Annotated in this window: 13 protein-coding genes; 5 read left to right on the top strand and 8 right to left on the bottom strand. The window is 63.4% G+C overall.

Going from position 1 to position 12,507, the window contains the following annotated elements; all coding sequences use genetic code 11:
• Nucleotides 1-140 precede the first annotated feature (140 nt).
• The 3 genes from A9971_RS31280 (at nt 141) to A9971_RS31270 (ending at nt 1,573) form a co-directional block, all read left to right on the top strand.
• Complete coding sequence (locus tag A9971_RS31280; protein WP_183001032.1) at nt 141-608, top strand: hypothetical protein; 468 nt, start codon at nt 141-143, stop codon at nt 606-608.
• Nucleotides 605-1,294 carry an energy-coupling factor ABC transporter permease gene (locus tag A9971_RS31275; RefSeq protein ID WP_047289276.1) on the top strand — a complete coding sequence of 230 codons (690 nt, stop codon included), beginning with the start codon at nt 605-607 and terminating at the stop codon, nt 1,292-1,294. The genes A9971_RS31280 and A9971_RS31275 overlap by 4 nt, the downstream gene beginning before the upstream one ends.
• 63 nt (nt 1,295-1,357) lie before the next feature.
• Nucleotides 1,358-1,573 carry a hypothetical protein gene (locus tag A9971_RS31270; protein WP_011063525.1) on the top strand — a complete coding sequence of 72 codons (216 nt, stop codon included), beginning with the start codon at nt 1,358-1,360 and terminating at the stop codon, nt 1,571-1,573.
• Nucleotides 1,574-1,592: 19 nt separating this feature from the next.
• On the opposite strand, the gene yacG is transcribed toward A9971_RS31270, so the two are convergent.
• Genes yacG through A9971_RS31250 form a run of 4 tightly spaced genes read right to left on the bottom strand, consistent with a single transcriptional unit; the run spans nt 1,593 to nt 4,505 of the window.
• Nucleotides 1,593-1,796 (bottom strand): DNA gyrase inhibitor YacG, encoded by a 204-nt coding sequence (gene yacG, locus A9971_RS31265; protein ID WP_047289273.1) that lies wholly within the window; start codon nt 1,794-1,796, stop codon nt 1,593-1,595.
• Nucleotides 1,793-2,416, bottom strand: a complete 624-nt coding sequence (coaE, locus tag A9971_RS31260) for a dephospho-CoA kinase (RefSeq protein ID WP_125063616.1) — start codon at nt 2,414-2,416, stop codon at nt 1,793-1,795. Before coaE ends, yacG begins: the two co-directional genes overlap by 4 nt.
• The gene (locus A9971_RS31255; RefSeq protein ID WP_072445006.1) at nt 2,413-3,285 is read right to left on the bottom strand and encodes an A24 family peptidase; all 873 of its coding nucleotides are present in this window, start codon (nt 3,283-3,285) and stop codon (nt 2,413-2,415) included. Before A9971_RS31255 ends, coaE begins: the two co-directional genes overlap by 4 nt.
• A gap of 2 nt (nt 3,286-3,287) precedes the next feature.
• Nucleotides 3,288-4,505 carry a type II secretion system F family protein gene (locus A9971_RS31250; RefSeq protein WP_183001031.1) on the bottom strand — a complete coding sequence of 406 codons (1,218 nt, stop codon included), beginning with the start codon at nt 4,503-4,505 and terminating at the stop codon, nt 3,288-3,290.
• 329 nt (nt 4,506-4,834) lie between these two features.
• On the opposite strand from A9971_RS31250, the gene A9971_RS31245 reads away from it, so the two are divergent.
• On the top strand, nt 4,835-5,251 hold the full coding sequence (locus tag A9971_RS31245; protein ID WP_011063520.1) for a pilin: 417 nt from the start codon (nt 4,835-4,837) through the stop codon (nt 5,249-5,251).
• A 228-nt stretch (nt 5,252-5,479) separates the two neighbouring features.
• Entirely contained in the window at nt 5,480-5,836 is a 357-nt protein-coding gene (locus A9971_RS31240; RefSeq protein WP_011063519.1) for a BON domain-containing protein, read from the top strand.
• Between the two features lie 210 nt (nt 5,837-6,046).
• Here A9971_RS31240 and A9971_RS31235 read toward each other — a convergent pair whose 3' ends face one another.
• From A9971_RS31235 to A9971_RS31220, 4 genes are all read right to left on the bottom strand, one after another.
• A complete protein-coding gene (locus tag A9971_RS31235; RefSeq protein WP_011063518.1) occupies nt 6,047-8,965 on the bottom strand; it encodes a DUF748 domain-containing protein in 2,919 nt (972 codons plus the stop codon).
• Nucleotides 8,966-9,070: 105 nt separating this feature from the next.
• Nucleotides 9,071-10,087 carry a class I SAM-dependent rRNA methyltransferase gene (locus A9971_RS31230; RefSeq protein WP_011063517.1) on the bottom strand — a complete coding sequence of 339 codons (1,017 nt, stop codon included), beginning with the start codon at nt 10,085-10,087 and terminating at the stop codon, nt 9,071-9,073.
• A 193-nt stretch (nt 10,088-10,280) separates the two neighbouring features.
• A complete protein-coding gene (locus A9971_RS31225; protein WP_015637063.1) occupies nt 10,281-11,459 on the bottom strand; it encodes an acetyl-CoA C-acetyltransferase in 1,179 nt (392 codons plus the stop codon).
• A 159-nt stretch (nt 11,460-11,618) separates the two neighbouring features.
• Nucleotides 11,619-12,485 (bottom strand): oxygenase MpaB family protein, encoded by an 867-nt coding sequence (locus tag A9971_RS31220; protein ID WP_077934787.1) that lies wholly within the window; start codon nt 12,483-12,485, stop codon nt 11,619-11,621.
• Nucleotides 12,486-12,507 lie beyond the last annotated feature (22 nt).

Below are 12,507 nucleotides of genomic sequence, written 5' to 3'. Positions count from 1 at the left end.
CCCAAGCTTAGCGCTCAAATATGACCTTAAAAACCACGGCCGTGCAAAAACCTCCGCAGGCGTTGCCGGCAACCTCGCTGGAGCCTGCCCAAGGGCGGTGTAGACTGTTTGCCGTCCAACCATTCGATAAGGAGTGCGCAGTGAAGCGCTGGTCAATGCTGTTGCTGGCCCTGTTGCCGTTGTGGGCCCAGGCCCTGGAAATAGGAGAGCGCCTGGCGCCCTGGACCCTGCTGGATCAATTCGACCAGCCCTACAGCCTCGATTCCCAGGCGCGGATCCTGTTGGTGGCACGCAGCATGGACGCCGCCAAAGTGGTGAACGCGGTGCTCAAGGACAAACCCAAGGGCTACCTGCAGGAGCGCCACGGGGTGTTTGTCGCCGATATCCAGCGCATGCCGACAGTGATCGCCAAACTGTTTGCGGTGCCGGCCATGAAGGATTACCCCTACCGAGTGATGCTCGATCGCGATGGGCGCGTGGCACCACGCTATCCCGCCGCCGAGGATCAGGTGCTGTGGCTGCAACTGCAGGATGGGCAACTGGTCGCCCGGCAGGCGTTCGCCACGGCCGCGCAATTGGCTGCGGCGCTGGAGCGGGCCCAGCCATGATCAGCGCGGCGCTGCTGTCGCCGCAAAGCCTGATTGGCGGCTGGCTGCTGTATGTGCCGGTACTGATCTGGGCGGTACTGCGGGCACCCTGGGTCGAGCTGTTTACCGACAGCCGGCGCCAGCACTTGCTGTTTGGCACGGTGTTCGCCTTGTTTCTGCTGTGGCTGGTGCGCCGGGATTTCGACACCGGGGTCTCCTACCACTTCATCGGCATGACCGCAGTAACCCTGCTGCTGGACTGGCCGCTGGCGATAGTTGGCGGCTTGATCGCACAGTTGGGCCTGCTGGCCCTGGGCCGGCAGGACCTGGCGGCGCTGGGGGTCAATGGAGCCTTGCTGATCCTGCTGCCGGTGGCGGTCACCGAGGCCTGCGCCTGGCTCGTGGAACGGGCCCAGCCGCGCAATCCCTTCGTCTATATCTTCTGCTCGGGGTTCTTTGCCGCGGCACTCTCGGCATTGTTATGCCTGCTCTGCGGCCTGGGCCTGCTGTGGTTCGACGAACGCTTTGCCATGCCCGAATGGCTGGAAGATTTTGTCGGCTACCTGTGGCTGATCATCTTCCCGGAAGCCTTTATCAACGGCATGGTGATCAGCGCCCTGGTGGTGTTCTGCCCGGAATGGCTGGAAACCTTCAACCGCACCCGCTACCTGTCGGCTCCTTGGAAAGACGAGGATCCGCGCCCTTGATCCATATCAATCCACGGTGTTTTGCCGAGCTGCATGCTCGGCAAAAATCTCAGGAGTGCGGTCATGAGTGTCTACCAGTGGGCCCGGCAGGAAGTGCGCGACAGTCTGCACAATGCTCAGCAGGAAGGTTTTGAACCGGGGTTGAGCCTGCGCGCCCTGCTCAGTGCGGTGGTGCAGCAAAGCAAGAGTGTGCGCAGCATCGAGGACCTGGCAGACGAGCTGCAGTTTCTTGCGGAGAACCTCGACGACGATCAGGACTACAGCTTCATGCGGCCCTGACCGGCGCCGGGGTCAGCACTCAGTGAGCGCGAGGGGGCAGCTCTTCGGAGAACAGGTCGTCCTCGGCATCCGGGCTCACCGGAATCTTGTGCTCCTCGGCAGCCCAGGCGCCCAGGTCGATCAGCTTGCAGCGATCGGAACAGAAGGGCCGATTGATGTTGGCCGCGGTCCATTCCACAGGGGCGCCACAGGTTGGGCATTCGACGGTCAGGGGTTGGCTCATGACTGGCCTCCACGCAAAGTTAGGTAAAAGTGATGCAGGCGCTCGACCTCGCTGCGCAACCAGGCGTGGTCGCGGTCGTTGACCAGTACGTCATCGGCATGGCGCAGGCGTTCCTCACGGCTGGCCTGGGCCTGGAGAATCGCCTGGACCTGCTGTTCGCTGATCTGGTCGCGCTGCAGGGTACGCTCGATCTGCAGTTGCTGGGGCACGTCGATCACCAGAATCCGCTGGGTCATCCGCGACTGGCCGGATTCGATCAGCAGCGGCGACACCAGGATTGCGTAGGGCGATTCGGCGCGGGCCAGGTGGCTGACAATTTCCTCGGCGATCAGCGGGTGCAGCAGGGCTTCCAGCCAGCGACGCTGTTCGGGCACCTCGAAGATCAGCTTGCGCAGAGCCGCGCGATCCAGTTGGCCGTCGGCCTGCAGCACGCCTTGGCCAAAGTGCCGGGCAATCTGTTCCAGGGCCGGGCGGCCGGGCTCCACCACCCAGCGGGCGGCATGATCGGCATCGATCACATGCACTCCCAGGTCGATGAAGTGCTGGGCGGCGGCACTTTTGCCGCTGCCGATGCCGCCGGTCAGGCCGAGGGTCCAGGGTGTGTTTATGGAGCGAGTCATTGGAAACCGACAAACTGCAGATAGAAGTCGGTTATTTGACCACCCCAGAGCAAGGCAATCCAGCCGGCAATGGCCAGAAAGGGTCCAAAGGGGATTGGCGTAGAAGTCTTTTCCCGGCGCAGGCGCAGCAGGATCGTGCCGAGAATCGCCCCCAACAGGGATGACAGCAGCAGGGTCAGCGGCAGGATCTGCCAGCCGCCCCAGGCCCCGAACAGGGCCAGCAGCTTGAAATCACCGTGGCCCATGCCCTCCTTGCCGGTCAGCAGCTTGAACAGCCAGAACACCGACCACAAGAACAGGTAGCCGATCACCGTCCCCCACAGCGCATCCTCCAGGCTGATCAGCAGGCCGAAGCTGTTGGCGATCAGCCCTAGCCACAATAGTGGCAGCACCAGCACATCCGGCAGCAGCTGGTGATCGGCGTCGATCAGGCTCATTGCCAGCAGCCCCCAACTGAGGATCAGCATCAGCCCGGCCGCCCAGCCGAAGCCGAAGTGCCAGGCGATAAAACCCGAGATCAGCCCGCAGGCCAGTTCGGTCAACGGGTAGCGCGGGCTGATGGAGCTATTGCAGTGGGCGCAGCGGCCACGCAGCCACAGGTAACTGAGCAGCGGAATGTTTTCCCAGGGGCGGATCGGCTGCGCACAGTGCGGGCACTGGGAGTGCGGCAGCATCAGGTTGTAGGGCGCAGCCACAGGTTCCGGCTCCAGCCCCAGTACGTCGCGGGCCTGGGCTCGCCAGTCGCGTTCGAGCATTTTCGGCAGGCGCCACACCAGCACGTTGAGAAAGCTGCCGACGATCAGGCCCAATACCAGGGCCGCAGCCACGAAGGCCATGGGGTAGAGAGTGAGGGCGTCAGTCAGGGGCATGTTCAGATCGCTGTACCGAGTTGGAAGATAGGCAGGTACATGGCAACCACCAGGGCGCCGACGATACCCCCCAGGACCACCATGATCAACGGCTCCATGAGGCTGGTCAGGCTGTCCACCAGGTTGTCCACCTCGACCTCGTAATGGATCGCGACTTTTTCCAGCAGATGATCCAGGGTTCCGGACTCTTCGCCGATGGCGGTCATCTGGATCGCCATGGTCGGGAAGACGCCGCTGGCGCGCATGGCAAAGTTCAATTGCATCCCGGCGGCGACCTGCTGGCGGATCCGTTGCACCGCTCGCGTGAAGACAGGGTTGCCGCTGGCTCCGGCCACTGAATCCAGGGCCTGCACCAGGGGAACGCCGGCGGCGAAGGTGGTGGCCAGGGTCCGTGCGTAGCGGGCCACCGCGGATTTGTGCAGCAGTGGCCCGGCCAGGGGCATGTGCAAAAGGCCGACATCCAGGCGGTCACGCAAGCTCGGGGAACGCCGATAGGCCAGGCGCGCTGCGAGCCCGCCCAGCACACCGGCAGCCAGCAGCAGCGCCCCCTGCTGCTGGATGAAATGTGACAGAGCGATGACCCACTGGGTGAGCAGTGGCAGCTCGGCATTGAAACCGGCGAACAGGCTCTGGAACTGGGGGACCACCTTGAGCAGCAGGATGCTGCTGACCACGACCGCCACGCCGATCACCGCCAAGGGATAGACCATGGCCTTCTTCAGCCGCGCCTTCAGGTTCTCGCTCTTTTCCTTGTAGGTGGCGACTCTCTCCAGCAGGGTATCCAGGGCGCCGGCCTGTTCGCCGGCGTCCACCAGGTTGCAGTACAGCGGGTCGAAGTGGCGCGGTTGTCTGCGCAATGCCGCGGCCAGGCTGGAGCCGGCCTCGATGTCGCGCTTGAGGCTGGCCAGCAGTTGGCGCATCTGCGGATGCTCGAAACTTTCGGCAATGATGTCGAAGGATTGCAGCAGCGGCACCCCGGCCTGCATCAGCGTGGCCAACTGCCGGGTGAGCAGGGCAATGTCCCGTGCCCCTACTCGCTGATGCAGGCGCAGCCAGCCCTTGGGTTTGCGTCGGACTCGGGTTGGGGTGATGCCCTGTCTGCGCAATTGCGCCCTGATCAGGGCCGGGGTCGCGGCGCTGAGTTCTCCGGTGAGGGGGCGGCCCTGGCTGTCGGTGCCGTGCCAGAGATAGACACTGGTCGCGGGTGCTTTTACCGCCATGGTTCGATCCTTGGTGCAAGGGTGGATAGGGAGGCGCACGCGCCCTGCTGTGTTCGAACGGGTGATAGATCACCCTGACCCCCGGACGTTCCTTGGTGGGGGCGCGAGCCGACTGTCGGGCCGCCATGCACCTGTCCAAGCCTAGCTGGCGAGGCGCTGCCCGAGAGGGGCAGGGGCTGACGAAATTTGTCAGTTTGTGCGACTCCTTGCGCTCAAGGCCATGGGCTATCGCGCCTGCAGGCCACGTAATCCGTGGGTTATCCCCTGGCACAGGCTGTGCTTCACGCCTTTGTGCTCATGCAACATTCGTCCATGCCAGGAGGCAACCCATGAAACATCAATCCGGTTTTACCCTGATCGAATTGCTGGTGGTGGTAGCCATCATCGGCATCCTCGCCACCGTGGCGATGCCGATGTATGCCAAGTACCAGGCGCGGGCCAAGGTGATTGCCGCCCTGGCCGAGGCGTCGGCCCTGAAGGTCAACGTCGAGGATCTGCTGAACCAGGGGACCGATCCGACCCTGGCCCTGGCCGGGGGCACGGCCCAGACCGCCAACTGCCGGATGAGTGCCGGCGGGACGGCGGCCACCGGTGAAGGCAGCATTGGCTGCACCCTGCTCAATGCGCCGGGGCCGGTGCTGAACAAGACCCTGACCCTGACCCGTTCGGCGACTTCAGGATGGACATGCACCACCACTGTGGAGGCCGACTATGCGCCCAAAGGCTGTGGTGCGGAGGGGGCTTGAGGAGGCTTTTCACGATTGGCTAGGCCGCGCTGAAAAAGCCGCAACTTGCATGCAGATTGGCGGGCAGTCATGCATTTTGCATGATGCCGAATTATTTGTGATTTTATAACTCATTGATTTTTATGAATATTTATAGGCTCCCAGACTTGGCACAGCACCTGCAACATCCCTCATAACCCTGTTGCCAGGACACGGCGCAGGCTTTCTTAAAGAACAGGAGTTACTCGTATGAAGAAGTTCGCTATCGCTGCCGCAACTGCTACCGCTCTGACCCTGACCATGGCTAACGCAGCATTTGCGCAGACCACTCAAAACACCCAGTCGCCCATGGTGGTGGCTGCCGGTGAAGTGACCAAGGCCAAAGAGGCCACCTCCGATACCTGGATCACCACCAAAGTGAAAAGCGATCTGGTAACCGAGAAAGGCATTCCTGGCACCGACATCAAGGTTGAAACCAACAAGGGCGTTGTTTCGCTGTCGTCCACTGTTGCGGTAACCGAGGCTCAGAAAGCTACCGCCGTGGCCATCACCAAGAAAATCAAAGGCGTCAAGGCAGTTTCCGCTGACGGCCTGAAAGCCGAGTAACACTCACGCTTCTCGCCTGGACAGGGAGAGGGTGCGGTAGACGAGCCGAGTGATACGTCTGCCGCTTCTCAAAAGGGTTCATGCGGAAGATCACAAGGACGTGATCATTACAGGCCCCGGCACTGAGTGTCGGGGCCTGTTCTATTGTGGGCGCCAGGCAGGCGCTGCAGGAGAGACCGGCCGGGCTGGGTGGAGCCCGGCGCGAGAGGTTTATTCACTGTCCAGGTGCAGCGGGGTGACGACCCGGCCATCGCTTTCGGCCTGGCCCAGGTTGGCATCGATGAAATAGACCCGGTCGTCGGCCAGTTGGCCCTTGTCCACCAGGAAGTCCTTGATGCTGCTGGCGCGCTCCTGACCCAGTTGTCGCAACAGCACGTCACTGCTGCTCCAGAACTTGATCAGACCTTCACGCAGCTTGGCGCTGCGTTCGTCGCGGCTGAGCTGGGTCCATTCCGCCGGCGGCTGCTGTTTCAGGCGGGTGCGGTAGATGCCTTCCAGCAGAGGGGCCTTTTCGCCCTCGGGAACCTGCAGCAGGGACGCCTGGGCGGGGACCTTGTCACCGCGGCGCTGGAGGATCTTGTAGTAGTTGTATTGGTATTCGCGCTCCAGCCGCTGCTCGGCGATCAGCGGGCCGTCACTGCTCTGGGCGCTGGTACCTTCGATTTCCAGGCGCAGGGTCGGACGCTCCTTGAGCGCCTTGGCCAGGGTGGTCAGGGCCGACTCGGATTCCTTGCTCAGGTCGCTGGAGCCTGGAGCGAAGGACACGTTGCTCAGGTCTTCCGAGCCACCACCGCTGACCAGCCCGCCAATGAACTTGAAGGGTGCCTGGGCGGCGCGCAGCACCAGATTGCGCAGGGTCTGCCAGACAATCGGCATCACGCTGAACTGCGGGTTGTTCAAATCACCGGAGATAGGTAGCTCGATGGAGATCTTGCCGTCCGTGTCTTTCAGCAAGGCCACTGCCAGGCGGATCGGCAGATCCACGGCGTCCGGGCTGTCGACCTTTTCCCCCAGTTGCAACTGCTCGACCACCAGTTTGTTCTCGGCCTTGAGCTGGCCCTTGGTGATCATGTAGTGCAGGTCGAGGTTGAGCCGGCCCTTGCGGATGCGGAAACCGGCGAATTTCCCGGAGTAGGGGGTCAGGGTGGTCAGTTCCACTCGTTTGAAGCTGGTGGCGATATCCAGGGCGGCCATCGGATCGAACGGGTTGACGCTGCCCTTGATGGTCACCGGCGCATAGCGGTCGACCTTGCCCTTGACGTCCACGTCTGCCGGCTTGGCCTGGCGGCTGTCGATGGTGCCGACATGGCCGTTGAGCTGCTGGATGGCGGTAGCGAAGTTCGGCGTCAGGCTCAGGTCGGCGAAGTTCGCCGAACCGTCGTTGATGGCGATTTCACCGATGTGGATGCCCAGGGGCTTGCTTGAGCTGGGCTCGGCCTTCGTCGAGGATTTGCCACCACTGCTGGGTGGTTGTGGAATCAGCAGGTCGTCGATATTGGTGGTGCGGTCATCGTTGATGATGAAGCGTGCATAGGGCTGCATCAGGTTGACCCGGCTGATGGTCAGGCTGTCACCGTGCTGATAGTTCAGGCCTTCGACCACCACTTGTTTCCATTTCACGAAGTCGCGGGTCTTGAGGGTGTCCAGGGTGTGCAACTGGTCCACATTGGCCCGGCCGGTGACGCTGAAAGTCAGGGGTTCGACTTTCTTCAGGTCCACTGCCAGGTCACTGCCGAGCATGCCGCTGCGCAGTTCCAGGCGGATGAACGGGCTGATATAGGACTGGGCGACGCGCAGGTCGATGTCCCGGGTCTGCACCTTGAGTTTGGCGCTGACGGGGTTGAGGTTGACCTCGCCGGTGGCGTTGACCTTGCCTTGTTTGCCCAGGCCGGTATCGAGCTTGAGGGTGAAGGGCGACTGGTTGAGGCTGTCGAAGTTCTGCAGGTCCAGGTTCAGCGGCCCCAGCTCCAGGGCTACGGCGGGCTTGGCCTTGCGATCGGCCAGGTGCACCTGGTAGTTGCGCAGTTGCACGTCCTTGAGCAGCACCTGCCAGGGTTTACCTGGTACTGCTGGTTCCTTGGGGGCGTCGGCGGCGGCCGGCTCGGGTTTTGGCGCCGGTTTGGCCGGCTGACTGGCGAAGAGCTTTTGCCAGTCCAACTGGCCATCGGCTTCAAGGGCGGCCCAGGTTTCGAGCTTTTGGCTGCGGACCTTGCCGACAATCACGTGCTGCTTGGCCAGGTCGACTGTGGTTTCGCTGACGTCCAGGCGCTCCAGGCGCGCCAGTGGGCGACCGTCCGGGGCCTTGATGGCAAAGGGCGCGACGCTGATGGAGGTGTTGTCCAGCAGCAGCTCGGTTTCCTTGGTCAGGCTGAATTTGTAGTGGGTACTGAGGTTGACCACGCCGTCTTCCAGCACCAGCGGCACCGCATCGCGCACATAGGGCCACCAGGCTTTCATCTTGCCGTCGGTGACTTTCAAGGTGCCTTCGGAGGTCAGCGGCGTCACGCTGAAGTTGCCGCTCCAGTCGATCTGCCCGCCCTCGGGGCCGGTGGCGACCAGCGTCATGTCGGCGCTGTCGTCCGGCAGGGTACTGAGGTTCTTCAACTCAAAATCGAGCTTGTTGTAGAGGAATTCGATGGGTTCGCTGGGGCGCAGATCCTTGAAATGCAGGTAGCCGCCGGCCAGCTTGATGCGTTCGATGCGTACCGGGAAGGGTTTGGCGTTGGGGTCGCTTGGGGTCGGTTCGCTGGCCGGCAGCTTGAACAGGGCCAGGAGATTGAGCTTGCCTTCCTTGTCGAAGAGGATTTCGGTCTTGGGCTGGTCCAGCTCGACATCCGCCAGGTGCAGCGCGCGTTTCCACAGGCTGTCCAATTGCAGATTGGCGTAGAGGCGATCGAAGGCGATCTGCTCCTTGCCCGGTTCACCGATGCTCAGGCCCCAGAGGGTCAGCTCCAGGCTGAAGGGGTTGAGCTCGATGCGCTGGATATGGGCTGGGGTGGTGGCGTAGTTGGCCAATTGCTGGTTGGCCACCCGCAAGGCAATGCCCGGCAGAATCAGAAAGCCCAGCAGACTGTAAAGGGCGAGAGCGGTCAACAAGGCGCAAAGAGCGCGAATCAATCCTTTGGTCATGCGAGGCTTCATCTATCTGAATCGGAAGTGCCTTGGAGTATGGCACGCGTTTACGGTTCCGAAACCACTCCAGTCTTCAGGATTGTTCAGATTTCCTGCCCTTGGTCAAAGTTGCAGGATCAAGGTTTTCAGTGGGGGTTGCCCGTCTTGGGAGGGGAAGTCCGCGGCGGGTACCAGGACCTGGCAGTCGCGAACCGGACGCCCGGCCTTCTCGGCGCAGCGCAATACTTGTTCACGCCAGTCCGGCATCGAGACCTTGGCCAGGTTGTTGCAGCAGATCAGCACGCCGTCTTCGGCGGTGGCCAGCAGTGCCGGCTTGAGCAGGCTCTGGTAATCACGCAGCAGGTCGACCGTACCGAAGGCGCTTTTGGCCCAGGCTGGCGGGTCCAGCAGTACCAGGTCGTACTGGCGCTGTTCAAGGCGCGGATAGCTGGGCAGTTTCTGCCCGCGGCGCTGGCTGATGGGCAGGCCCGCCAGTTGGCGAATGGCCGGGAAATAGTCCGACTGTACGAACTGCATCTGTGGCAGTTGCGGGTTGAGCTGGCCGTTCTCCCGTCCGACGGCCAGGTTGCCCTCGGCGAAGTCCAGGTTGCACACCTCGCGCGCGCCGCCAGCTGCGGCGCTGAGGCCTACGCCACAGGTGTAGGCGAAGAGGTTGAGCACGCTTTTACCCGCGCTGTGTTGCTTGACCCAGCCACGGGCGTTGCGCAGGTCGAGAAACAATAGCGGGTCCTGCCCGGCGTGGCGTCCACGCACGCGGTAATTCAGGCCCCATTCGTGGCCAACCAGGTCCTCCAGGGCAGCCTCTTCGGCGCGGTACACCGAGTCTTCGCGGTCGATCCGCGAGTTGCCCCGGGAGCGGTCGTTGTAGACCAGCAGGGTCGACAGGTTCAGATGCTGATTGATGCTGTCGTGCAGTTGCAGCAGGGCGTCGCGTTCCAGCGTCTGGTGAAAGCTCTGTACCAGCAATTGCGGGCCATAGCGGTCGATGGTCAGGCCGCCGGCACCCTCCTGGCTGCCGTGGAACAGGCGATAGCAGTCGGTGCCTTGCTGATGCAGCTCGGCGAGCAGGTCCTGGCGGTGATCGAGAGCGGCGCGCAGCGCCTGATTCAAGGAGGACATGCGGAGCGCCTTGGAGCTGAGGAGTGAGGCGCGGCAGTTTACCAGCGTCCCGTCCGTTGTAGGAGCCAGCTTGCTGGCAAAGACGATCATGCGCACGTCTTCCCCGTAGGAGCCAGCTTGCTGGCGAAAGCGCTCTCACGGGCACCTTCGCTGGCAAGCCAGCTCCTACAAGGAGGGCGGTTTTGCGCGGAGGTTAGCGCTCGATCGCCAGGGCCACGCCCTGGCCGCCGCCGATGCACAGGGTCGCCAGGCCCTTTTTGGCATCACGCTTGATCATTTCATGCAGCAGGGTCACCAGCACCCGGCAGCCCGATGCACCAATCGGGTGGCCGATGGCGATCGCACCGCCGTTGACGTTGACCTTGCTGGCGTCCCATTCCAGTTCCTGGGCCACCGACAGCGACTGCGCGGCGAAGGCTTCGTTGGCTTCGATCAGGTCCAGCTGGTCCAGGGTCCAGCCGGCCTTGTCCAGGCAGCGGCGGGTGGCCGAGACCGGGCCGATGCCCATGATCGCCGGGTCGACGCCGGCGTTGGCGTAGGCAGCAATTTTTGCCAGCACCGGCAGGCCCAGGGCCCGGGCCTTGCTGGCGCTCATCAGCATCACCGCAGCGGCGCCGTCGTTCAGCGCCGAGGCGTTGCCGGCGGTGACGCTGCCGTCTTTCTTGAACGCGGGCTTGAGCTTGGCCAGGGCTTCGGCGGTGGTGCCGGGGCGTGGCTGCTCGTCGGTGGCGAAGGTCAGCGGCTCGCCCTTGCGCTGGGGAATCTGGATCGGGGTGATCTCGTCGACAAAGCGCCCGGCCTCGATGGCCGCTGCGGCTTTCTGTTGGGAAGCGGCGGCGAAGGCGTCCTGGGCTTCACGGCTGATGCCGTATTTCTCCACCAGGTTCTCGGCGGTGATGCCCATGTGGTAGTCGTTGAAGGCGTCCCACAGGCCGTCGCTGATCATGGAGTCGACCATCTGGCTGTGGCCCATGCGCAGGCCGGTGCGGGCGCCGGGCAGCACGTAGTTGGACAGGCTCATGTTTTCCTGGCCGCCGGCGATGATCACCTCGGCATCGCCGCAGCGGATGGCCTGGGCGCCCAGGTGCAGGGCCTTGAGGCCGGAGCCGCAGACCTTGTTCAGGGTCATGGCGGGTACCGCGTGGGGCAGGCCGGCCTTGATCGCGGCCTGGCGGGCGGGGTTCTGCCCGGCGCCGGCGGTGAGCACCTGGCCCATGAGCACTTCGTCGACCTGGGCCGGGTCGATGCCGGTCTGGGCCAGCAATTGGCGGATGACCGCGGCGCCCAGGTCAACGGCGGGAATGTTCGCCAGGGAGCCCTGGAAACTGCCCACGGCGGTGCGGGTGGCGGCAACGATTACGACGTCTTGCATGATCGGGTCCTTGTGTTCGGTGGCGGGGACCTGTGGCGTGGTGCGGGTGTTGGCCGGGCGGCACAGGCACTGGAAATTGGCGAAATCATGGTTGCACACAACCCCGGGAGCCGGCCAATCGCGAACCGGCCGGTCGGGTTGTGCTTGAACGGTCGGTTTTTACAGGCCCATGCGTCGTTTCGCCCGGTGCACGGAACTGTCCCGTACCGCCCAGCGCAGCATCGGCGTGCTGCGCTTGACGCTGGCACGAATCAGTTGGCGTTGCAGCGGGTTCTGATTGACCTCGAGCATGGCGCTGGCCCAGTCCGGCAGCAGGTCGATGCCGGCCTGCATCATCAACGAACCGAAGGGTTTGGCCAGGCGGCTGGGGGCTGGGGCAGCCAGCAGCAGGCGCAGGACCTCCCGGCTGCGCTGGTCGCAGAGCAGTTGGGGGCGCATGGCCTGCAGGTAGTCGGCCACGGCGCGTCGCGAGCGCGGCACGTCCCGGGCTCCCAGGCGTTCGGCGATCAGGGCGATCTCTTCGTAGTAGCGATCCTGGTCAGCCCCGGAAAGATGAGGGTTGAGGTAACGCAAGTGCGCGGCAAGAAAGCTGCTGACCTCAGCCACGTGAACCCAGGTCAGCAGATCGGGGTCGCTGGCGGCATAGGGGCGGCCATCTGGGGCGGTGCCGACTATGTGCAAGTGAATGCTGCGTACCTTGTCGATCAGCCATTCGGCGTCCTGGCGGGAGCCGAAGGTGGTGCCGGAGATGAACTGCCCGGTGCGGCGCAGCCGGCCGATCATGTCCTGGCGAAAGTTCGAGTGATCCCAGACGCCGGCCAAGGCCAGAGGATGCAGGGCCTGCATCAACAGGGCGCTGATGCCGCCGATCAGCATGCTGCTGAAGTCGGCGTGCACCTGCCAACTGACGGACCCCGGCCCGAACAGGCCGGGGTCACCTTTGGGATGTTCCAGGTCGAGTTGGCCCAGAGACAGGCCGGACAGGCTCATGACCTGGCTTTCGATGCGGCTGCGAATGAATTCCATGACAGCTCGGTGTGGCTATTTA

Source organism: Pseudomonas sp. UME65 (assembly GCF_014170225.1).
GTDB lineage: Bacteria > Pseudomonadota > Gammaproteobacteria > Pseudomonadales > Pseudomonadaceae > Aquipseudomonas > Aquipseudomonas protegens.
The sequence above is the reverse complement of the archived record's forward strand: the minus strand, read 5'-3'. Positions and strand labels throughout refer to the sequence as shown.